Source organism: Inquilinus ginsengisoli, from assembly GCF_050434925.1.
Taxonomy (GTDB): domain Bacteria; phylum Pseudomonadota; class Alphaproteobacteria; order DSM-16000; family Inquilinaceae; genus Inquilinus; species Inquilinus ginsengisoli_B.
The window spans coordinates 8,280,018-8,301,490 of the sequence record NZ_JBNDJK010000001.1 but is presented as its reverse complement, the minus strand read 5'-3'; the positions used below and the strand labels follow the sequence as shown (position 1 = coordinate 8,301,490).

Below are 21,473 nucleotides of genomic sequence, written 5' to 3'. Positions count from 1 at the left end.
GATGTCGCCTAGTCGCTGGGCTGCAGGGATGCGGCGGGAAGGCCGCCACCGAACTGGTAGTGGAAGGCATCGTCCCGCACGCCGATGTGCAGCGCGCCGACCGGCCGGCCGTCCCGCTGCTCGGCCAGGATGTGCCGGCTGACCGCCGGCAGCAGCGTGCTGGTCAGGATGGCGTCGACCATGCGCCCGCCGCTGTCGACCTGGCGGGCGCGCCGGGCGATCAGCTCGGCCACGGCGTCGTCGCAGGTCAGCGGCACCTTGTGGGCCTGCATCATCCGGTCGGCGATCCGCTCCAGCCGCAGGCGCACGATGCGGTCCAGCATGCCGTCGCTCAGCGCGTAGTAGGGCACGAGCGTCATGCGGCCCAGCAGGGCGGGCGGGAAGACCTCGCGCAACGGGCGGTGCAGCGCGCTCTCCAGCACCTCCGGCTCCGGTCGCGCCTCGGCGGCGCACAGCCGGGCGATCTGCTCGCCGCCGACATTCGAGGTCAGCAGGATCAGCGTGTTGCGGAAGTCGATCTTGCGGCCCTCGCCATCCTCCATCACGCCCTTGTCGAAGACCTGGAAGAAGATCTCATGGACGTCCGGATGCGCCTTCTCGATCTCGTCGAGCAGGATCACCGCATGCGGCCGCCGGCGCACCGCCTCGGTCAGCACGCCGCCCTGGCCATAGCCGACATAGCCGGGCGGGGCGCCCTTGAGCGACGAGACGGTGTGCGCCTCCTGGAACTCGCTCATGTTGATGGTGATCAGGTTGCTCTCGCCGCCCAGCAGGGTCTCGGCCAGCGCCAGCGCTGTCTCGGTCTTGCCGACGCCGGACGGGCCGCACAGCAGGAAGACGCCGATCGGCTTGGCGGGATCGTCGAGGCCGGCGCGGCTGGTCTGCACCCGCTGGGCGATCGCCTCCATGGCGTGGTCCTGGCCGACGACGCGCCGGCCCAGGGCCTCGGCGAGGGACAGCAGGGTGGTGGCCTCGTCCTTCAGCAGGCGGCCGACCGGGATGCCGGTCCAGTCCTGCACCACGGCGGCCACGGCATTGCGGTCGACCCGGTCGAGCACCAGCGGCGCCTCCTCCTGGATCTCGCGCCACTCGCCGTCGAGCCGCCGCAGCTCGGCCGGATCGGCGTCGCCGTCGGCGCGCAGCGCGGCCCGGGCCCGCTGAATCTCCTCGACCAGGCTGCGCTCGGCCTGCCAGCGGACGTCGAGCCGCGCCGCCTCCTGCCGGGCCTCCTCGAGCGCCTCTTCCGCCTCCGCCCGGCGCTCGCCGACATCGCCACCATCGGCCTCCTCGCGGCCCAGCATCTCCAGCTCCAGCGTCAGGGCGTCGATCCGCTGCCGCTCATGCTCCAGCCGGTCGGGGCGGGCGTGGCGGCTGACGGCGACCCGGGCGCAGGCGGTGTCCAGCAGGCTCAAAGACTTGTCCGGCAGCTGGCGGGCGGGGATGTAGCGCCGCGACAGTGCGACCGCGGCCGCCACCGCCTCGTCCAGGATCTCGACGCCGTGATGCGCCTCCAGCGTCCGCACCATGCGGCGCATCATGGTGACGGCCTGCGGCTCGTCCGGCTCGGCCACCGGGATGGCCTGGAAGCGGCGGCTCAGCGCAGGGTCCTTCTCGATATAGCGCTTGTACTCGGCCCAGGTGGTGGCGCCGATGGTCCGCAGCGTGCCGCGGGCCAGGGCGGGCTTCAGCATGTTGGCGGCGTCGCCGGTGCCCTCCTGCCCGCCGGCGCCGATCAGCGTGTGCGCCTCGTCGATGAACATGATCACCGGATGGGGCGCCGCCTGGACCTCGGCGATGACGTCGCGCAGGCGCTGCTCGAACTCGCCCTTCATCCCGGCGCCGGCCTGCAGCAGGCCGAGGTCGAGCGCGTGCAGGGCGACGTCACGCAGCGGCGCCGGCACCTCGCCGGCCACGATCCGCAGCGCCAGGCCCTCGACGATGGCGGTTTTGCCGACGCCGGCCTCGCCGGTCAGGATCGGGTTGTTCTGCCGCCGTCGCATCAGCACGTCGATGATCTGCCGGATCTCGGGGTCGCGGCCAATCACCGGGTCGAGCTTGCCGGCCCTGGCGCTCGCGGTCAGGTCCACGGTGTAGCGCGCCAGGGCGCCCCCGCGACTGCCTGGCGCCGATGGCGTCGCCCCGTCGGCGGCCTCCACCGGCGCCTGCGCGGCGGTGGCCTCGGGCGAGCCGCGGGTGATCGCCTCGAACCCGTCGCGCAGCCGGTCCAGCGCCAGCTTGCCGAATTCGGGTGAGATCGCGAGCAGGACCTGGCTGAGCGGGCGGCTGGACAGACAGCCATAGAGCAGATGGCCGGAGCGGATGCGGTCGTCGCCGAAGGCCAGGGTCGCGACCAGCCAGGCCTCCTGGGTCGCGTCCTCGATATGCTGCGACAGGTCGGAGACGGCGGTGGCGCCCCGCGGCAGCTTGTCCAGTGCCCGGGTCAGGTCGCGCGCCAGAATGCCCGGGTCGACGCCGAAGCTGCGCAGGATCCGCCCGAAATCGGACTCGGCGACCTCGTTCAGCTGGTGCAGCCAATGGACCAGCTCGACATAGGCGTTGCCGCGCAGCTTGCAGAACGCTGTGGCGCTCTCGATCGCGGCGTAGCAGGGCGCGTTCAGCTTGCTGAACAGGTTCCGGCGGCTGATGCCCGTCATCACGGACTCCACGAGGCTGTTTCGGGGGATGCCGCGTCCGTCGGGCCGGGAAGCGGCGGGGTCGTCGTCAGGTCGTCGGCGTGGCGGCGCGACTTGCGCTTGCCCATCCAGCCGGTCCAGCCGAGCCGGCCGCTGCGGCCCAGTCGGACCGCCGGCACCTCGTCGCGGCGCAGGACCAGGTTGACCTCCCAGTCCAGCTCGTCGCCGATGTAGTTGCGGACGGTCTGGGCCATCTTGTCGAGGCCGGGGGCGCCGGGCAGCAGCCGCTCGTACTGGGCCAGCTCCAGCGGGCCGATGACGATGCGGAACCGGTGATGATAGACCCGGATCCGGGCGCCGGCGGTGGGCGGTGCTGCCCAGCGTCCCGGTGCCCGGGTCGCGGCCCAGCAGGCACAGCGCGTCGCGCGGCAGCTGGACCCATTTCGGCACGAATTCGCGGATCTCGACCGGCGCCGCGAAGAAGCTGGCCAGGATGGCGCCGAGCCCCTCGGCGTTGCGGGTGTGCGAGGCAAGCCGCCCGGTGAAATGGACCTTGGCCAGGTCGGGCATGGCGTCCCGGTCCTGCAGCGATTCCATGCCGAGGCCGGCGAGGGCGCCGAGCTGCAGGGCGAAGCGGTCCTGCTGCGGCCGGTCGTGGCTCACCGTCGGCTCGCTCTCCGCCCAGGCGCGGAAGAACAGCGAGGCCATGCGGTGGTGGAAGATGTCGGCGAAGCGGACCAGCGTCTCGTCGCCGGCGTTGTGCTGCCGCATTTGGGCGTATTCGGTCAGGTGCAGCGGCAGCGGGCCGTTCGACCCGAACAGCCCGAAGACATAGGTGGCCAGCCGGGCGGGGCCATCCTCCTCCTCGGCCTCGGTCAGCCCCGCGATCGGCCGGGTCGGGAAGGCCAGGGCCGGCTGCTGCCCGATCCGCACCGGGTCCGATCCCGGCCGGCTCGATTCCCCCAGCCGCGGGCGGTCCGGGCTGAGGGCATCGATCCGCCGCAGCGTCTGGAAGACGTCGAAGTCGTGCGGCTCGGCCGCGACCGCGCCGAAGAAGCTGCTGAGCGCGTCCGGCATCACACCACCGCCCGGCGGCCGATCATCGGCGGCCATCGCATCACCTCGCCGCGCTGCAGGGTCGACAGCACCATCTCGGTGAAGCCGTTGATCGAGACGTATTTGGCGAAGAACAGGTTGAGGACGGAGGCCAAGGGGAAGGTGCCGACGCCTTCGAAAGCCGCCTCGTCCAGGGTGACGCCGATCTCGATCCCGCGCGCCACCGCGGCCTGCCCGCCGCCGGGCAGGCGCCGGACGACGGCCTTGGACCGGACGTCCCGGATGCCGTCGATCTGCCGCGTGGCGGAGGCGTCGTCCGGATCGACATAGAGGCGCAGCAGCTCGCGCAGCGCCTCGGCGCCCTGGTGGTCGGGCCGGTCGGAATTGGTGATCGACAGGTAGTTCAGCGACAGGTGGCTGATCAGCTTCCAGGCGACATCGCCATTGGCGAAGGACGGCCGCGGCCGGCTCGGCAGCGACAGGCAGCGGACGCTGGTCACCGGGGCGCCGATCTCGAGCGTGAAGTCGGTCTCGCCCCGGCCGACCGGCAGCAGCAGCGGCAGGTCCCGGTTCGAGCACAGGCAGCGCAGCGACAGCTGGCGCAGATCGGCCGAATAGGGGGCGGCCTGGCGGTCGACCAGTGAGACGAAGGTTTCGCTGCCGATATAGCCGGTGCGCGTGCCGTGCAGGCGCTGGTGCTCGGACAGCAGGCGCTGCTCGCGCCGCACCGTGTAGTAGGCGGAATGCTGCTCGCGCCGGCCGTGCTCGTGGATGCTGTAGAAGGGCAGGAACGGCAGCGGGGCCGCGTCGCCGCTCTCGCCCTCGCCGCTCATCTCCAGGATCGAATGCAGCTCGATGTCGAGCGGCCGAATCCGGTCGACCACCACGTGGTGCTCGTATTGCTTGTCGCTGACATGGATCCGGTCGGCCTGGCGCTCGAACAGGTTGACCGCCGGGGTCGCGAACAGGGCGATGTTCTGCGGGCCGAGATGGCGCTCCAGCCGCGACTCGGCACGGCCGAGCGCGAACACGATCTCGAGCTCCTCGGTGGTCGACAGCGCCACGGCATCGGCGAGCCCGCCGAGCTCGACGAACAGCGTCCGGTCCGCCAGGGCGAAGTATTCCTGCAGCAGGCGGTAGCCGTCGAAGGAGCGGGGAACCTCGGGCAGCAGCGACGACCCCGGCTCCAACCCGACCTGCCGCAGCGCCTGCCGCGGGATCGTCTCCTGCCAGGGCACCGGCCGGCTCAGCGGCCGGGCGACGATGGCGCGGGTGTCGGCGACCAGCTGCTCGGCCAGGATCGCGCCGATGCCGCCGGGCCCGGTCAGATGCAGCGTCAGCGCCTTCAGCGCCAGCTTGTTGAAGGGCAGCCCGTTGGTGGTCCGCAGCCGCAGACGCAGCGCCGCCTTCACCGCCTGCCGGCCCGGCAGGTGCAGGGCCGAAAGCTGCCCCGGCGTCGCGTAGTAGTCGACCCCGCTGACCACGATCGGCCACAGCTGGACGTCATGGGCGGTGCGGAACTCGCAATGGGTGACCGCGCCCGGGGCGAGCTGGCTCAGCAGCTTGGTCCCGCGCGGCACCAGATAGCCGTTCTCCAGCCGTCCGGCCTCCGGGTCCGGCTCGAACCGGGCGATCGTCATCGACGGCACCGGCGGCAGGAAATGCGGATACACCAGCTCGAGCAGATGCTGGGTGAAATCGGGGAAGCGCGACTGCAGCTTCAGCTGCACCCGCGCCGCCATGAAGGCGAAGCCTTCGAGCAGCCGCTCGACATAGGGGTCGGCGACCTCGGTCGTCTCCATGCCGAGCCGGCCGGCGACCTTCGGGAAGGAGCGCGCGAACTCGGCGCCCATGTCGCGCATATAGGCGAGCTCGTCGTTGTAGAGGCGCAGCAGCCGGGGATCCATCAGCTGGCCTCCGCGCGCATCTCGACGACGCGGACGACGTCGAGCTCGCGGTCGACCTCGGTGCGCATCACCATGCGCAGCGGCACCGGATGGGCCCAGAGGTCGGCCTCGATCTTGAAGTGGAGCGAGCCGATGTCCTGCCCGTCCTCGATTGCCGTGACTCTCAGGCTGTCGGGCAGCAGCCGCGGCTCGAAGCGATGCAGGCTGGCGACGATCTCCTGCCGCAGGGCGCTTGCGTCGACGCCTTCGCGGATGTGCCCGCCCAGCGGCCAGATGCCGTAGTTCAGCGTGCTGGATGCGACATGGGGATAGGCCTGCAGATCCACGGTCGCGGCCAGCTGGTTGGTGTTCAAAAGCCACGAGATGTCGCGCAGGATCACCTCCCGCAGCTGGCGCACCGAGAAGCTGCGCCGGTCCTGCGCCTCGGTCGCGCTGCGCGGCTGGTCGTCGGTCAGCCGGTCGAGAAGCGACGGCTGGACCAGGTCCCGCTTGACGGCTCTGGCCATGATTCACCTGAGGGGTATGGTCGGAAGAAAGGGCGACCGGCCGGGGCGCCGGCCGGTCGCGGCGTCGTCAGGCGACGAGCTTGGTGAAGTCGGTGCTGTTGGCGATCTGGTTCCAGATGCCCTCGCCCTGCTTCGTCAGGGCACCCTTGTCGTTCTGCTTGTAGTAGATGACCTTGCAGGCGCCGAACCGGAAGGTGACCGTCTCCTCCGGCGCCTCCTCGGCGTAGGACCACTCGACCTTCTCCACGGCCAGCATGTTGAAGGTCCAGTGCAGGAACAGGTTGGTGCCGGAGGTGCTGGTGCCGGAGCCGGTCGCCTTGAACAGCTTCAGGTCGACATTGCTGAAATGGGCGCCGCGGCCGCAGGCCACGTACAGGTGGGGCGAGGCGGTATCGACCTGCTTCTTGACGGTGAAGACCTCGAACTCGGCCTTGCCGGAGCCGGCGCCGCTGGTGTGCGGGCCGATGTTGAGCTTGTTCTCGAGCGAGAAGCTCCACTCATCGGCCAGCGTGATGCCGTCCTTCAGGATGAGGGATTCACCCTTGGGCTGAATGCCGTCCTTGGATGCTGCCGTGAACACCATGACTGCGTCGAACGCCATGTTCGTCTTCCTTCATCTGGTGGTTTGGAATGGGATTGAAGTCTCTCGGGGGTGATCAGCCGTGCCGCATGCGACCTCCTTCCGCCGATGGAGCGGATCGTCAGGCCTTGCGGGCCGACGGCAGGCGCGAGACCAGCCGCAGCGAGATGGTCAGGCCCTCGAGCTGGTAATGCGGCCGCAGGTAGAACCGGGCGGTGTAGTAGCCGGGGTTGTCGGCGACCTCCTCGACCTTGACCTCGGCCGAGGACAGCGGCTGCTGCGCCTTGCTCTCCTCGCTGCCCAGCTCAGGCGACGGGTGGACGTAGCCCTGGATCCACTGGTTCAGCCACTCCTCGACCTCGTGCCGCTCCTTGAACGTGCCGATCTTGTCGCGGACCATGCACTTCAGGTAATGGGCGAAGCGGCAGGTCGCGAAGATGTAGGGCAGCCGGGCGCTCAGCTCGGCATTGGCCGAGGCGTCCGGGTCCTCGTACTTGATCGGCTTGTTGACGGTCTGGGCGCCGATGAAGACGCCGAGATCGGTGTTCTTCCGGTGCAGCAGCGGCAACAGGCCGTTCTTGGACAGCTCGGCCTCGCGCCGGTCGCTGATCGCGATCTCGGTCGGGCATTTCAGGTCGACGCCGCCGTCGTCGCTGGGGAAGGTGTGGACCGGCAGGTCCTCGACCAGGCCGCCGGATTCGACGCCGCGGATCCGCGACAGCCAGCCATACAGCTTGAACGATCGGGTGATGTTCACGCCCATGGCGTAGGCGGCGTTGGTCCACAGATACTTGGAGCTGTCGCCGCCGTCCGACTCCTCCTCGAAGGCGAATTCGTCTACCGGGTTGGTCTTGGCGCCGTAGGGCAGGCGCCCCAGGGTGCGCGGCATGGTCAGCGCCACGTAGCGCGAGTTCTCGCCGTCACGGAACGACCGCCAGGCGGCGTGCTCCGGCGTCAGGAAGATCTTGGTGATGTCGCGCGGGTTGGCCAGCTCGCGCCACGAGTCCATCTGCAGCAGATGCGGCGACGCGGCGGAGATGAACGGCGCGTGGCTGGCGGCCGCGATCTGCGACACCGCCGACAGCAGCTCGACATCCGGCGGGGTGTGGTCGAAGTAATAGTCGCCGATCAGGCAGCCATAGGGCTCGCCGCCGATCTGGCCGTACTCCTCCTCATAGATCTTCTTGAACAGCGGGCTCTGGTCCCAGGCGATGCCCTTGTACTTGCGCAGGTTGCGGGACAGCTCCTTCTTCGAGATCGGGAAGACGCGGATCTTCAGCGTCTCGTCGGTCTCGGTGTTGAAGACCAGGTGATGCAGGCCGCGCCAGGCCGATTCCAGCTGCTGGAACTCCTCATGATGCAGCACCTCGTTGATCTGCGCCGACAGCTTCTGGTCGATCGAGGCGATGATCGACTGGATGGTGTCGACGACGTCGTCGCTGATCACCGAGGTGTCGCGCAGGGCCTGCTCGGCCAGGGTCCGGACGGCGGTCTCCACCGCCTCCTGCGCCTGGTCCGACCGGGTCCTGAACTCGCGCTGCAGCAGGCTGGCGAAATCGCCGGGATCGACCGTGGTGGCCGGGGCGGCCTGCGCCTCGGCGGACCGGGTGACTGCGGACGACATGGTCAGTTCTCCTCCGTCTCTGGGGCCGGGGACGGAACCGCGTCCGGCTGGTCCTTGGGGGTATCGGGCTTCGGCGCATGGCCGAGGGCGCTGAGCAGCGTCGGGTCGGCCAGCAGCCGGGCGACCAGCTCCTCGGCGCCGTTCTTGCCGTCCATGTAGGTCAGGAGGTTGGACAGCTGCGTCCGCGCCTCGAGCAGCCGGTTCAGGCTGTCGACCTTGCGGGCCACCGCCGCCGGCGAGAAATCGTCCATGCTCTCGAAGGTCAGGTCGACCGCGAGCTGGCCTTCGCCGGTCAGCCGGTTCGGCACCCGCAGCGCCACCCGCGGCTTGATGGACCGGAGCCGATCATCGAAATTGTCGATGTCGATCTCCATCATCTTGCGATCGGCCACCGGGGGCAGCGCCTCGGTCGGGTTGCCGGCGAGGTCGGACATGACGCCGACGACGAACGGCAGCTGGACCTTCTTGTTCGAGCCGTAGGTCTCGACGTCGTATTCGATCTGGACCCGGGGCGCCCGGTTGCGTGCGATGAATTTTTGACTGCTGGCCTTTGCCATCTCTTCATTCTCCTTAGTGTGGGGCGGCTCCGGTCGTCAGGGGCTCTCGTCGGCCGCCAGGCCGGCGATCGAGCGGTAATGAGCGGCGCCCTCGGGCGCGAGCTCCAGGAGCAGAGCCATGAAGTCCTTGGAGACCAGCCGTTTCGCCCGTTCCAGCAGGGCCGGCACCGGGCTGGCCGGCTCGTTCGCCCGGTACCAGCGGCAGATCCGGTCAAGCGAGCCGATGACGTCGTTGCGGTCGCGGATCTCGCCGGAGAGGGCAACGGGGGCCGCCTCTCCCTGCGGCGTCTCGGCTGCCGGCGCGGCGCTGGGCCGGTGGGCGTCGACCAGCTCCTTGGCCTGGCGCAGCAGGGCGATCAGCGGGTCGAAGCGGACGGCCTCGGTGATGTCGACGCGCTGCTTGATGCCGGCATCCAGGCGGATCGCGGCGGCCAGGGCGGCGTCGAGATCTGCGCCGGCCCGGTCGATCTGGCCGGGATCGGTGTCGCCGAAGGCGCGCTCGACGGCTGCAAGGTCGATCTCGCCGGGCCGCTGTGCCTCGATGCAGTCGCGCAGCGTGAAGTTGCCGAACTGCCGCGACGCCGTCAGGGGTACCTGGCGGATCTCCGCCATCAGCCCGGCCGGATCGCAGAGATTGGCCAGGGTGTTGAGGCGCACGGTCTGGTCGTCGCCATCCTCCGCATCCGGCCGCGGATGCAGGTTCGGCCAGAACTGCTCGACATAGCCGGCGAGCAGCTCGAGGCCGCCGCGCAGGCCGGTGAAGCCGGATTGGTTGAGGGCCGAGCGCGCCAGCAGCACGCCGATGCGCAAATCCTTGGTGCGGCCGGCGAGGTCCAGGCCCAGCCGCCAGACCTCGCGCCAGTCGGGGGGCTCGTCGGCCACGACGGCATCGCCGATCTGCTGGCCCGGCTTGCCCTGCGACGCCATCTCGAGCTCGAGAAACCCCAGATCGTAGTCGAGGGCCTCTCCGCACGCGTCGCTGTCGTCGACCGGCTTCAGCAGATGATCTGCGTCGAGCATGACCATGTCCGTCACTGCATGTCCGCCACTGGGGCTTTCCGGTTCGCGCCACCTTCGGGTCCCGGCAGTAAAGGCAAGTAGATCCGGGGGAAGGGGCGGTCGTTCGATTTTGGAAATCTAGCGAAGCCTTGGCGTCGCACTGCATGCGCGATTGATATGCGGGCATGTTGCGACAGGCTCGCCGCATCCCGATCCCGAATGCCCGGATATCAACTGCGCATGCGAGCGGCGCGCCGGATGCCGTCAGAGTGTCCGCATCCCTGATCGCCGGCCCGTATCCGGGCGGCCTCGGATGAAGCGGAGCGCAGGATGTCTTGGGACAACAGGGTCGTCTGGTCGGAAGGGCTGTTCCTCCGGCCGCAGCATTTCCAGCAGAGCGACCGCTATGTCGAAAAGCTCGTCCGCAGCCGCACGGCTGCCTTGCGCGGCTATGGCTGGGGCGTCACCGAGCTGCGGCTGAACCGCGAGCTGCTCAGCCTCGGCAAGATCGCGATCGAGACGGCCCGCGGCGTGATGGAGGACGGCACGCCGTTCAGCATCCCCGACGACGCCGACCAGCCGGTTCCTTATGAGGTGCCGGAGCATCTGCGGGATTCGCTGATCCACCTGGCCGTGCCGCTGTACCAGCCCGGGGCGGTCGAGACCGACGGGCGCGCGGCGACCGACGTGCCGATCCGCTTCGCGGTGGCGGACCAGGATCTGGTCGACACCAATGCCGGCGAGCGCGACGGCGCCTCGATCGAGGTGGCGCGGCTGCGCTTCCAGCTGCTGCCGGACGGGGCGGACCGGGCCGGCTTCTCCTGCCTGCCGATCGCCCGGCTGGTCGAGGTCCGGGCCGACCGGCAGGTCGTGCTCGACGACACGCATATCCCGCCGACCATGGACTGCGCCGGCTCCCGCACCCTTTCGAACTACATCACCGAGATCACCGGCCTGCTGCATCATCGCGGCGAGGCCCTGGCCGCCCGGGTGTCGCAGTCGGGCACCCGCGGCGTGGCCGAGATCGCCGATTTCCTGCTGCTGCAGGCGATCAACCGCTACGAGCCCTACTTCTCCCACCTCTCCGGCGCGGCGGTCGTGCATCCGGAGTCGCTGTACGGCCTGATGGTCCAGCTCGCCGGCGAGCTCGCGACCTATGCCCGGACCGAGAAGCGGCCGCCGGCCTTCGCCGGCTACAGGCACGAGGACCTGGCGCTCAGCTTCCGGCCGGTGATCCAGTCGATCCGGGCGTCGCTCAGCGCCGTGCTGGAGCAGACGGCGGTGCCGGTGCCGCTCAAGCAGCACAAATACGGCGTCCACATCGCCGAGGTCGCCGACCGCTCGCTGTTCACGACCGCGACCTTCGTGCTGGCCGCCCGCGCCGATGTCGAGGTCGACCGGCTGCGCCGCGAATTCCCGACCCAGATCAAGATCGGCCCGGCCGAGAAGATCAAGGAGCTCGTCAACGTCGCGCTGCCTGGGATCATCATCAACCCGCTGCCGGTGGCGCCGCGACAGATCCCCTTCCACGTCGGGGTCACCTATTTCGAGGTCGATCAACAGAGCCCGTTCTGGAAGGACATGCGCCATTCCGGCGGGTTGGCGCTGCATGTCGCCGGCGACTTCCCGAACCTTGAAATGGCGCTCTGGGCCATCCGTGGCCAGTAGCAGCAACCCGCAACCGACCAGGTGTCCCCCATGGCCCTCGTCCTACGCGTAGACAGCACCGAGTCCAGCCTGCCCGAGACCGTCGGGGCCGACGGCCTGGTCGAGGCGGAATCGGCGCTGACCATCGGCCGGGCCGACGACAACGGCCTGGTCCTGCGCGACGCCCAGCAGACCATCTCCAAGCATCACTGCTCGATCGAACCGGCGCAGGGCCGCTTCGTCCTGATCGACCGCAGCCGCAACGGCACCTTCCTGAATGACGAGTCGGAGGCGCTGCCGCGCGAGGTGCCGGTGGCGCTGAAGGCCGGCGACGTCATCCAGATCGGCAGCTACCGCATCGATGTCATCGCGGCGCCGGGCTCGGGGCCGGCCGTGGTCAAGGCCGACGAGCCGGAACGCACCGCGCCGCCGGCGGAGGAGCTGAGCTTCCTCGGCACGGTCCAGATGGGCCCCTCGCTCGGCGGCGGCATCACCAGCCGGCGCGAGGAGCCGCTGCTCGGCGAGATCGACGGCGACCTGCTTCCGGCCTCGGGCTTCGGCCCGCCGCGGGAGCCGCCGGCGGACGACTGGGCGGCCGTCCGCAAGCCGGCCGCCTCCTATGCCGACCACGTGCCGGAGCATGCCGTCGTCTTCGTGCAGCCGAGATCCGGCGTCGAGGCGATCCCCGACGACTGGGACATCATGGCGGAGCTCGGCGCACCGCCGGCGGCAAAGGCCGCGCCGGCCTTCACCCGGGTCGACACCGCCAGGCCACCGGACGACGACGACATCCTCGAGGCCCCGCCGCAGCCGGAGGTGCAGCCTGCCCCGCCGCCCCGGCCGGTGGCGGATCAGCCGGCGGGCCCCGGCGGCGACGCCGATCGCGCCGTGGCCGCCTTCCTCGCCGCCTGCGGCCTGTCGCCGGCGGATGTCGGCGCGGCCGACCTCACCGCCGTGATGGACCGGGCGGGGCGGATGCTGCTGCATTCCGTTGCCGGGCTGCACGGCATCCTCTCGGCCCGCCAGCTGGCGAAGCAGGAATTCGGCATCGAGCGCACGATGATCGAGCGCTCGGGCAACAACCCGCTGAAGTTCACGCTGGACGCGAAGGAGGCGATGCACACGCTGCTCTGCGTCGAGATCCCGGGCTTCATCCGCGGGGACGCGGCGGTCGAGCAGGCCTTCTCCGACATCAAGGCGCACGAGGTCGCGATGCTGGCGGCGCTGCAGGAGGCGCTGCGCAGCGTCTGCGACCGCCTGTCGCCGACCTCGGTCGAGCGGACGGTCGGGCAGGCCGGCTGGCACTGGCCCGGCACCAGGAAGGCCCGGGGCTGGGACGAGTACCGGCGGATCTTCGACGACGTGGTCTCCGGCCTCGAGAACGACGCGCTGCGGATCTTCGGCGCCGATTTCGCGCGCGCCTATCGCGCCGAAACCGCCCGCCCGCGGGGGCCGGAACGCAGGGACACGGATGGCAGCGCCCGTCCGGAAGGAGAAGGGCTGGATGGCGATGACTGAGGAAACCGTCCTGCTGCCGCGGGGCCCCGCCCGTCCCAATCCGGGCGGGCGGCTGACCCTGGTGCCCCCGCCGCCGTCCCAGGCCTCGCCGGCCGAGCGGTTCTGGGAGGCGCTGGCGCTCGACCGGCTCGGCCCGCTGGTGGCGGCCGCGGCGGCGCTGCTGGGCCTCTGCGCCCAGCTCAAGAACAGCAGCAGCCATCCCGATGTCGAGGGCCTGCGCCTCCGGGTGCTGCGCGAGATCGACGCCTTCGAGCGCCGGGTCACCCCGCTGGGCCTGGCGCCGCGGGCGATCAAGGCCAGCAAATACGCGCTCTGCGCCACCATCGACGACATCGTCCTGAACACGCCCTGGGGCAGCCGCAGCGTCTGGACCACGCGCAGCATGGTCGGATCGCTGTTCAGCGAGACCTGGGGCGGCGACCGGTTCTTCGACCTGCTGGCGCAGTTGAAGAAGGACCCCGGCGTCAATGTCGACCTGCTGGAGCTGCTCTACTACTGCATGAGCCTGGGCTTCGAGGGGCGGTTCCGGATCGCGCCCCGCGGCGCGTCCGAGCTCAGCGTGCTGCGCGAGGACGTCTACCGCCTGATCCGGGCGGCCCGCGGCGAGTTCGAGCGCGACATCTCCCCCCACTGGCGGGGTGTGGCCGCCGCCCGCAAGCTGCTGCGCGGCATCGTTCCCGCCTGGGTGGTCGGGGCGGCCGGCGTGGCGCTGCTGCTGCTGCTCTATGCCGGGCTGCTGTTCGCGCTGAACGGCCGCTCCGACCCGGTGTTCGACGAACTCGCCGCGCTGCCGCCGACCGGTGCGGTCACCCTGGCGCGGGTGGCGCCGCCGCCGCCGGTGATCGTCATGCGCGGCGACCGGCTGCGGCGCTTCCTCGAGCCCGAGATCCGCGAAGGGCTGGTCACGGTGGCCGAGGACGCCCAGCAGATCGTCGTCACCATCCGCGGCGCCGGCATGTTCGATTCCGCCAGCCCGACGGTGAAGAGCCAGTTCGAGCCGCTGCTGCGGCGGATCGGCGAAGCACTGAACGACCAGCCCGGGGCCGTTCTGCTGACCGGGCACACGGATGCCACGCCGATCCGGTCGCTGGCCTTCCCGTCGAACTATCACCTGTCACTCGCCCGCGCCAAATCGGTCGGCGAGATCATCACCTCGAAGATGAGCGAGCCCGGACGCGTGCGGGAAGAGGGCCGGGGCAGCACCGAGCCGGTGGCGTCGAACGACACGCCGGAGGGCCGCCAGCAGAACCGCCGGACCGAAATCATCATCAGCAAGTCGACGAATAGTTGAGGGGACGGACGGCCATGCAGGCAATCAAGAGCGCGCTCCGGTCGAAATGGCTGTATGTCGGCCTCGGCACCGGGATCGTCTGTGCCCTGATCTTCACGCTCGGGCCGCTGATCTCGATCGCGGGCTTCGCCCCGCTCGACAATCTCAGCAGCCAGATCGTCGCGTCGATGCTGATCCCGGTCGGGTACACCGTCACCTACATGATCCAGTCGCATTTCCAGAGCCTCGTCCAGTCGCGGGTCTCGAATGCACTGACCGGATTCGGGACCGGGCAGTCGGAGGAGGCCGGCGCCGCGGAGTCCCCGCGTGCCGGCGGGCGGGACGGAGCCGCGGGCAGGGAGCTGGAGACGATCTCCGGCCGCTTCCGCGAGGCCCTGGGCACGCTGAAGGGGCGCCGCTTCGCCGGGGCCAGCGGCCGGCGCTGGCTGTACCAGCTGCCCTGGTACGTCATGATCGGCCCGCCGGGGTCGGGCAAGACCACCGCGATCGTCAACTCTGGGCTCAGCTTCCCGCTGGCGGACAAGTTCGGCCGCAAGGCGGTCGGCGGGGTCGGCGGCACGCGCAACTGCGACTGGTGGTTCACCGACGACGCGGTGCTGATCGACACCGCCGGCCGCTACATGACCCAGGACAGCGATGCCGAGCAGGACAAGGCCGCCTGGCTGGGTTTCCTCCGGCTGCTCAAGCGCAATCGGCGGCGCCAGCCCCTGAACGGCGTGCTGGTGGCGATCGGCATCAGCGAGCTGACCTCGACCTCCGAGGAGGCGCGGCTCGACCACGCCGCCCGTATCCGCCAGCGCGTGCTGGAGCTGTACAAGGAGCTCGGCCTGCGGTTGCCGGTCTATGTGATGCTGACCAAGAGCGACCTGCTGGCCGGCTTCGTCGAATTCTTCGACGACCTCGGCCGCGAGGGGCGGGAGTCGGTCTGGGGCTTCACCTTTCCGCATGAGCCGGAGCGCGAGGGCGGCTCGATCGAGGCCTATGAGGCGGAATACGACGCGCTGGTCGGCCGCCTGGGCGAGCGGCTGCTGGAACGGATGCAGCAGGAGAGCGACATCCAGCGCCGCGCTTTGGTGTTCGGCTTCCCGCAGCAGGTCGCCAGCCTGAAGCACCTGACCCATCAGTTCATGCAGGAGGCCTTCGCCCCGAATTCGTTCGAAGAGCCGATCATGCTCCGCGGCGTCTATTTCGTCAGCGGAACCCAGGTCGGCACGCCGTTGGACCGCGTGGTCGAGGCGATGGCGCGGACCTTCGATGTCGCCCGGCCGCCGCGCCCGACATTCGGCGCGCAGAAGCGCAGCTACTTCATCAGCCGGCTGCTGCGCGAGGTGGTCTTCGCCGAGGCCGGGCTGGTCAATGCCGACCCCCGCGCCGAGCGGCGCCGGCGGCGGATTCAATACGGCCTCTATGCCGGGATCGCGGCGGTGGTGGCCGCGGCCGGCATCCTGTGGACGGTCAGCTACGGCCGCAACGTCGACCTGATCGAGAACGTCCGGCTGACCGCCAGCAGCTACGCCGCGGAGGCCAACACCCTGAAGCTCGACCGGGTCGACAGCGCCGACCTGCGGCCGGTCGTGCCGCTGCTGCAGAAGCTGCGCGAGATCCCGACCGGCTATGCCGATGGCGACGCCGCGCCCGACCGCCTGGCCGGCTTCGGCCTGGACCAGAGCGACAAGCTCGGGGTGCAGACGCGGGCGGCCTATCGCCATGCCCTCAACACCCTGCTGCTGCCGCGCCTGATCCTGCGGCTGGAGACCGTGCTGGCGGAGCGGCAGGACGACCCGGCGTTCCTGTACGAGGCGCTGAAGGTCTATCTGATCCTGGGGCAGCAGGGGCCGCTGCAGCGCGACGTGGTCCGTAATTGGATGGCGCTCGACTGGGGCGTGCAGTTCCCCGGTGACGCCGATGCCGGGCTGCGCCGCGCGCTGGCCGGTCATCTCGACGCCCTGCTGGAAGGCCCGCTGTCGAATATCGGGTTGAACGGCGACCTGATCGAGAAGAGCCGTGCCAAGCTCCAGGGCGTCTCGCTCGCCCGCCGCGTGCTCGACGCCGTCGTTGCCAGCCCGGAGGCGGGGAGGGAGCCGAGCTGGCGCCTGGCCGACCATGCCGGGCCGGTGGCCGAGGGCGTGCTGACCCGCCGGTCGGGGCAGCCGCTGAGCGCTGGCATCCCGGGCATCTACACCAGCGCCGGCTTCTACGACGCCTTCCTGCCGCTGCTGCCGCAGGTGGCCGATGCCGTCGCCGCCGATGGCTGGGTGCTGGACCCGCAGGCGGCCGCGGCTCCGGCCGGCAGCGAGGCTGGCCTGAAGCTGCAGCGCGAGGCATCGGCCCTCTACGCCCAGGAATTCGCGCTGCGCTGGGATCAACTGATCGGCGACATCGCCATCCGGCCGATGCGGACGGTCGACGATTCGCTGCGCACCTTGAACACGCTGGCCGCGCCGACCTCGCCGATCCGCCTGCTGCTGGTCGCGGCGGCGCAGGAGACCAAGCTGGAGCGGCCGCCGGCGCCCGATGACGCCGCGCCGGCCGGCGATGGCGCCGCCCAGCCGGGCAAGGTGCCGCCGAGCAAGCTCGAGGCGCTGTTCCGGTCGCAGTCGGCAGTGGACACGCCCGAAGGGATCGCCCGGCGTTACCTGAACGATCACTTCCAGTCGCTGCACCAGCTGGTCGACGTGCCGCCGAACAGCCAGGCCGACGCCCAGGCGCCGATCGACAGCGCCATCCGCGACCTCGGCGGCTTGTACCGCTCGCTCAGCGAGATGCAGGGGCTGGGCGGCGGCTCGCTGCAGAAGGGCGACCAGGCGGCCGTCGCGATCCGTCAGATCGAGGCCGGGGCGTCCAACCTGCCCGAGCCGATCCGGCAATGGATCCTCGGCGTCAGCCGCACCAGCTCGGACCTGTCGATCACCGGCGCCAAACGCCAGCTGGCCAGCGTCTGGTCCAGCGGTCCCGGCGCGCTGTGCCAGCGCGCGACCGAGGGGCGCTACCCCTTCAGCCCCGGTTCCGGCCAGGACGTCCCGCTCAGCGACTTCGCCCGGCTGTTCGGCCGCAACGGTGCGATCGACAGCTTCTTCGCCGAGAACCTGGCGCCCTTCGTCGATATGTCCGAAGGGTCGTGGAAGGTGCGGCCGACCGGGAATGTCGACTTCCGGCTCGACCGCGGCACGCTGGCCCAGTTCCAGCGGGCGGCGGCGATCCGCGACAGCATGTTCCAGGATGCCGGGGCGCAGCCCTCGGTCGGCTTCGTGCTGACCGTCGCCGAGACCGACCCGGCGACCGACACGGTGGTGGTCGACATCGACGGCCAGCGGCTGGAAAGCCGGCGGGGCCAGTCCGGGGCGATGCATTTCCGCTGGCCGGCGACCGGCGGCGTCGGCGGCGCCTCGGTCACCTTTACCGGCGACCAGGACGCGACCCTGTCTCGGGCCGGCGCCTGGGGCCTGTTCCGCCTGCTGGACCAGGCGGACACGCGGCGCCTCGGCGGCTCCGACCGGCTGCAGCTGCGGCTGGCGGCCGGCACCCATTGGGCGACCTTCATCCTCCAGGCCGACAGCGTGATGAACCCGCTGTCCGGCAAGCTGCTGGCGCAGTTCCGATGCCCGCAGGATCTGTGAGCGCCCGCATCCCGGCCGCGATCGCGGCCGGGCGGTCCTGCGGCTTCTACGGCAAGCTGCCGGCCCGCGCCGATTTCGTCGGCGCCGGGCTGCGGCCCGAGACCGTCGGCAGCTGGGACGCCTGGCTGCAGCAGTCCCTCGCCGCCGGCGAGGCCGCGATCGGCGCCGACTGGGCCGAGCTGTTCTTCGTCGCGCCGCTGTGGCGCTTCATCCTCCCCGCCGGCGCCTGTGGCCGGTTCACCCTGATCGGCGTGCTGATGCCCAGTGTCGACGCGGTCGGGCGCTGCTTCCCGCTGATGCTGGGGCAGGAGATCGAGCGGCCGGTCGATCCGATCGGGCTGATGGCGGGCAGCGGCCCCTGGTTCGCCGCCGCCGAGGCCCTGGCGCTCGACGCCCTGGGCGAGGGTTTCGAGCTCGCCGAACTCGGCCGCGACCTGCCGTCCTGGTCGGTCGTCCACAGCGCGGCGGCCCCTCAGTCCCCGCCCCGGGAGAACGGGGCCGGCACCTGGGTCGAGCTGCCGATCGCCTCGGCGGCACCGGCCGCGGTCGCGGCACTGGCCGGTCACGGCGCCCTGTGGTGGACCACCGGCGCCCGGCATGTGCCGCCGGGCGTGGCGGTCAGCGTCGGACTGGTCGCGCCGGATGGCTTCGCGGCCCTGATCGACGGCCGCTGGGCGCGGCACGGCTGGTCGGTCCGGCCGCCGGCCGGCGGCGGGGCCGAAGACAGCGAATGGGACCGGGACCTGTGAGGATCGGCAAGGCCCCCGCATCCGAGTTCTTCAACCGTTTTGTTCAAGAGAGGTGAATCATGGCGACGTTTGTGCACAACAAGGCCCGGGCCAAGAAGTCTCGGGACTGGATCGAGGAGACGGGCAGGAACAACGCCGAGTGCTGCATCGCGCTGGCCTTTATCGGAAAGGCCGATCAGCCGGTAGCGCTCGTCATGCCGGCGGGCCTCAACGGGCTGTCGAACAAGCTGAAGAACATGAACTATGAGGGGAAGCCCGATAAGATCGACGTCAAGAAGGACAAGGATTTCAAGCTTGTGGCGCTCGGATTGGTCCGGCTGGACCAGGAGGGCGTTCTCAATGTGAGGCTCAAGAAGGGCAGCGCGAAGTCGCTGGGCAAGGGTCTCAAGGAGTATTTCAAGGACGGCTTCGGCATACCGGTTCCGTACAACTCGATCGCTCCGGAGGTCGCTCTTCCGGAGGATCAGGAGAATCTGTTTGCCCAGACCGAGACGGAGAATCAGCAGAAGTTCTCGTCCGAGGAGGCCGATGCCGATCCGCAGGCGATCGTGGCCGAACAGCCCGGCCCGGCGATCGGTCAGGACGCTGATTCGGACACGGAAGGCTCACCGGTCCTCACGCCCGAGGCCAGCGTGGCCGGAGACGACGACGTCCCCGAGGAAGACTTGATGGAGGGCGTGGAGGAGTCGGACAGCGAGGACGAGGAGGATTACGAGGCCCTCTCGGACGAGCTGAAGACGGGCATCGCCACCGCGTCGGCGACCATTGCCGGCCACGCGCTGAGCCTCAGCCGGCAGATCGGCGTCGAGCGGAAGGCCGAGCTGGGCCCGCTGACCGACAAGATCGCCACTTGGCTCGAGGACATGCTGGCCGGCCTGTCGCCGGAAGAGCGGGAGATGCGGCTGCACAACCTGACCAGCCGGCTGCTGCTGATGCTGGCCTATCCCGAGAACCTGCGGAACCTGCAATATGTGAAGACGACCCCGTCGGCCGACGATGGCGAGCAGGACAAGCCCAGCCGCGAGAAGGTCCTGGTGAACGGGATCGATCTCGACAGCGTCTCGACCGACGATCTCAACCCGGAGGAGGTGACGGAAAGCCTGTTCAAGCTGGCCAAGGCGCGGGCCCAGGAGCGCCTTCTGCCCTACCCGCTGAACCAGGCGAGCCCCGACCGGATCGCGGGCATGGTGGCATCAGGATGGCCCAAGGAGGACGGCGACGCGGAGGGCAAGCGCAAGGCCGTGCAGCGCCTGGTCGCCGTCGTGCAGCAGATGTTCGCGAAGGACGACCAACTCATCGGCCTGCTCGGCTTCAAGAAGGCGGATACGGCCGACGGGGACAATCTCGTCGCCAGTCTGGTCGAAAGCATCAAGGAGATGTGGGAGGCGCACCGCAACGCCGCGATCCAGCAGAAGGACGAAGTGAAACGCAGGGTCAACCAGATCGTCAAGGTCGAGGCCCTCGGTGGCACTTGGCGGCATGTCGACGACATCTTCCTGCAGATCGACGACGAGATCTCCAGCCAGCTTGCCGCCATCATCGGGCAGGAGGGCGATGCCAGGTCGAAGGCGGTCGAGGCCGCGGCGGACACGGTCCGGGTGAATCTCGGCTATCTCAGCGGCAACAACATCGTCGATCTGCTCGACAACCCGCCCTTCGACGTTGGCCAGGGCGCCGTCGGCGAGACGCTGCGGGAAGGGCTCGACGGCGTCAGCAAGGGTCTGGACCGGATTGCATCCCTGAGCGTCGCGGCCGCGGCATAGCCGTTCACCGGGCCGGTCTCCTCGACGGGAGGCCGGCCCGGATCGACCAGGCGAAGTAGCGGAAGGTGGCTTATGCCAGCGACCCAAGGCACTGAACCGTCATGGCGAACCCCGGAGGGGCGTGGCCATCCAGCGGCTCGATCTCTGGATGGCCGCGGCGCTTCGCGCCTCTTGAAGAAGTTAAAACTTTCTTTCCCTTCCGGGGCCGCCCCAGCGGCGTGAGATGCTCGCCATGACGAAAAGGGCCGAGGGTCGATCTCGGTGACCGCCGGTCTCAGGCGTCCGCGAGATGTGCCAGCACGACCAGGGTGACGTTGTCGGGAGCGCCGCGCGCCAGCGCCAGGTCCAGCAGCGCCGCCGCCGCCTCGCAGGGCGGGGCGGCGAGCCGATCAGTGATCTCGGCATCGGCGACGACATTGCTCAGGCCGTCGCTGCACAGCAGGTAGACGTCGCCGGGCCGGCTGTCGCCCTGCACCATGTCGAGCTCGAGCGGCCCCGAGGCGCCGATGGCGCGGGTGATCACATTGGCGCCGGGATGCCGGCGGCCCTGCTCGGGCGTCAGGCTGCCGCTGTCGATCAGGCGCTGGACGTAGGAATGATCGCGGGTGAGCTGCCGCAGCACCCCGTCGCGCAGCCGGTACAGCCGGCTGTCCCCCGCCCACAGGCAGGTGTAGCGGCCGTCGCGGACGACCAGGACGACCACCGTCGCGCCGATCACCGCGCCGTCGCCGAGGTTGGCGGCCTCGGCCAGCAGCGCCCGGTGGGCTGCGGTGAGCCGCGCGCGGATCTCGTCGATCGGGGTGTGGCCCTGGGCCAGGGCGTCCATCACCGTGCGGCTGGCGTGGTCGCCCCGCAAATGGCCGCCCATGCCGTCGGCGACGGCCCAGAGACCCTGCTCGGGCCGCAGGAGGAACGCATCCTCATTGTGCCGGCGGACGGCCCCGGCATCGGTTTTCGCCGCCCAGTCGTATCGATGCTCGACCATGCGGCTACCGGGCCGGAGGGGCCTTGCTGTCTCTCCGCAAC

15 protein-coding genes and 1 pseudogene are annotated in these 21,473 nt (G+C 70.1%); 6 read left to right on the top strand and 10 right to left on the bottom strand.

Annotated features, from left to right (window positions below; translation table 11 throughout):
• Window positions 1–8 precede the first annotated feature (8 nt).
• The 9 genes and pseudogenes from tssH to tssA all read right to left on the bottom strand — a co-directional run bounded on the left by tssH (window position 9) and on the right by tssA (window position 9,883).
• Window positions 9–2,654, bottom strand: coding sequence for a type VI secretion system ATPase TssH (gene tssH, locus QFZ27_RS38700; RefSeq protein WP_429232530.1), 2,646 nt, complete (start codon window positions 2,652–2,654; stop codon window positions 9–11).
• Window positions 2,654–2,941 carry a type VI secretion system baseplate subunit TssG gene (locus QFZ27_RS38695; RefSeq protein WP_429232529.1) on the bottom strand — a complete coding sequence of 96 codons (288 nt, stop codon included), beginning with the start codon at window positions 2,939–2,941 and terminating at the stop codon, window positions 2,654–2,656. Before QFZ27_RS38695 ends, tssH begins: the two co-directional genes overlap by 1 nt.
• Before the next feature lie 70 nt (window positions 2,942–3,011).
• A pseudogene (tssG, locus tag QFZ27_RS38690) lies at window positions 3,012–3,710 on the bottom strand (type VI secretion system baseplate subunit TssG); the annotation flags it as partial.
• On the bottom strand, window positions 3,710–5,596 hold the full coding sequence (tssF, locus tag QFZ27_RS38685) for a type VI secretion system baseplate subunit TssF (RefSeq protein ID WP_429232267.1): 1,887 nt from the start codon (window positions 5,594–5,596) through the stop codon (window positions 3,710–3,712). The pseudogene tssG and the gene tssF, both read right to left, overlap by 1 nt.
• The gene (tssE, locus tag QFZ27_RS38680; protein ID WP_429232266.1) at window positions 5,596–6,102 is read right to left on the bottom strand and encodes a type VI secretion system baseplate subunit TssE; all 507 of its coding nucleotides are present in this window, start codon (window positions 6,100–6,102) and stop codon (window positions 5,596–5,598) included. Before tssE ends, tssF begins: the two co-directional genes overlap by 1 nt.
• Before the next feature lie 67 nt (window positions 6,103–6,169).
• Window positions 6,170–6,703 carry a type VI secretion system tube protein Hcp gene (locus QFZ27_RS38675; protein WP_429232265.1) on the bottom strand — a complete coding sequence of 178 codons (534 nt, stop codon included), beginning with the start codon at window positions 6,701–6,703 and terminating at the stop codon, window positions 6,170–6,172.
• 100 nt (window positions 6,704–6,803) lie between these two features.
• Window positions 6,804–8,306 carry a type VI secretion system contractile sheath large subunit gene (gene tssC / locus QFZ27_RS38670; protein ID WP_429232264.1) on the bottom strand — a complete coding sequence of 501 codons (1,503 nt, stop codon included), beginning with the start codon at window positions 8,304–8,306 and terminating at the stop codon, window positions 6,804–6,806.
• 2 nt (window positions 8,307–8,308) lie between these two features.
• Entirely contained in the window at window positions 8,309–8,863 is a 555-nt protein-coding gene (gene tssB / locus QFZ27_RS38665; RefSeq protein WP_429232263.1) for a type VI secretion system contractile sheath small subunit, read from the bottom strand.
• Between the two features lie 36 nt (window positions 8,864–8,899).
• Window positions 8,900–9,883 (bottom strand): type VI secretion system protein TssA, encoded by a 984-nt coding sequence (gene tssA, locus QFZ27_RS38660; RefSeq protein WP_429232262.1) that lies wholly within the window; start codon window positions 9,881–9,883, stop codon window positions 8,900–8,902.
• Between the two features lie 309 nt (window positions 9,884–10,192).
• Here tssA and tssK point away from each other — a divergent pair, with 309 nt between their 5' ends.
• From tssK to QFZ27_RS38630, 6 genes are read left to right on the top strand one after another with little or no spacing between them, the layout of a single operon-like run.
• On the top strand, window positions 10,193–11,530 hold the full coding sequence (gene tssK, locus QFZ27_RS38655) for a type VI secretion system baseplate subunit TssK (RefSeq protein ID WP_429232261.1): 1,338 nt from the start codon (window positions 10,193–10,195) through the stop codon (window positions 11,528–11,530).
• A 30-nt stretch (window positions 11,531–11,560) separates the two neighbouring features.
• Entirely contained in the window at window positions 11,561–13,027 is a 1,467-nt protein-coding gene (tagH, locus tag QFZ27_RS38650) for a type VI secretion system-associated FHA domain protein TagH (protein WP_429232260.1), read from the top strand.
• Window positions 13,014–14,318, top strand: coding sequence for a type IVB secretion system protein IcmH/DotU (gene icmH, locus QFZ27_RS38645; protein ID WP_429232259.1), 1,305 nt, complete (start codon window positions 13,014–13,016; stop codon window positions 14,316–14,318). Before tagH ends, icmH begins: the two co-directional genes overlap by 14 nt.
• A gap of 14 nt (window positions 14,319–14,332) precedes the next feature.
• On the top strand, window positions 14,333–17,935 hold the full coding sequence (gene tssM, locus QFZ27_RS38640) for a type VI secretion system membrane subunit TssM (protein ID WP_429232258.1): 3,603 nt from the start codon (window positions 14,333–14,335) through the stop codon (window positions 17,933–17,935).
• Complete coding sequence (tagF, locus tag QFZ27_RS38635) at window positions 17,917–18,684, top strand: type VI secretion system-associated protein TagF (RefSeq protein WP_429232257.1); 768 nt, start codon at window positions 17,917–17,919, stop codon at window positions 18,682–18,684. Before tssM ends, tagF begins: the two co-directional genes overlap by 19 nt.
• A 59-nt stretch (window positions 18,685–18,743) precedes the next feature.
• Complete coding sequence (locus QFZ27_RS38630; protein ID WP_429232256.1) at window positions 18,744–20,447, top strand: hypothetical protein; 1,704 nt, start codon at window positions 18,744–18,746, stop codon at window positions 20,445–20,447.
• Between the two features lie 274 nt (window positions 20,448–20,721).
• On the opposite strand, the gene QFZ27_RS38625 is transcribed toward QFZ27_RS38630, so the two are convergent.
• The gene (locus QFZ27_RS38625) at window positions 20,722–21,432 is read right to left on the bottom strand and encodes a PP2C family protein-serine/threonine phosphatase (protein ID WP_429232255.1); all 711 of its coding nucleotides are present in this window, start codon (window positions 21,430–21,432) and stop codon (window positions 20,722–20,724) included.
• Window positions 21,433–21,473: the final 41 nt, after the last annotated feature.

Bases quoted from the DNA above. Each gene is read 5' to 3' on its own strand.
- icmH (WP_429232259.1), top strand. From the start codon at position 13,014: ATGGCGATGACTGAGGAAACCGTCCTGCTGCCGCGGGGCCCCGCCCGT.
- tssC (WP_429232264.1), bottom strand. From the start codon at position 8,306: ATGTCGTCCGCAGTCACCCGGTCCGCCGAGGCGCAGGCCGCCCCGGCC.
- QFZ27_RS38625 (WP_429232255.1), bottom strand. From the start codon at position 21,432: ATGGTCGAGCATCGATACGACTGGGCGGCGAAAACCGATGCCGGGGCC.
- tssA (WP_429232262.1), bottom strand. From the start codon at position 9,883: ATGCTCGACGCAGATCATCTGCTGAAGCCGGTCGACGACAGCGACGCG.
- QFZ27_RS38675 (WP_429232265.1), bottom strand. From the start codon at position 6,703: ATGGCGTTCGACGCAGTCATGGTGTTCACGGCAGCATCCAAGGACGGC.
- tssE (WP_429232266.1), bottom strand. From the start codon at position 6,102: ATGGCCAGAGCCGTCAAGCGGGACCTGGTCCAGCCGTCGCTTCTCGAC.
- tagH (WP_429232260.1), top strand. From the start codon at position 11,561: ATGGCCCTCGTCCTACGCGTAGACAGCACCGAGTCCAGCCTGCCCGAG.
- QFZ27_RS38630 (WP_429232256.1), top strand. From the start codon at position 18,744: ATGGCGACGTTTGTGCACAACAAGGCCCGGGCCAAGAAGTCTCGGGAC.
- tssH (WP_429232530.1), bottom strand. From the start codon at position 2,654: ATGACGGGCATCAGCCGCCGGAACCTGTTCAGCAAGCTGAACGCGCCC.
- tssK (WP_429232261.1), top strand. From the start codon at position 10,193: ATGTCTTGGGACAACAGGGTCGTCTGGTCGGAAGGGCTGTTCCTCCGG.
- tssM (WP_429232258.1), top strand. From the start codon at position 14,333: ATGCAGGCAATCAAGAGCGCGCTCCGGTCGAAATGGCTGTATGTCGGC.
- tssF (WP_429232267.1), bottom strand. From the start codon at position 5,596: ATGGATCCCCGGCTGCTGCGCCTCTACAACGACGAGCTCGCCTATATG.
- tagF (WP_429232257.1), top strand. From the start codon at position 17,917: ATGCCCGCAGGATCTGTGAGCGCCCGCATCCCGGCCGCGATCGCGGCC.
- tssB (WP_429232263.1), bottom strand. From the start codon at position 8,863: ATGGCAAAGGCCAGCAGTCAAAAATTCATCGCACGCAACCGGGCGCCC.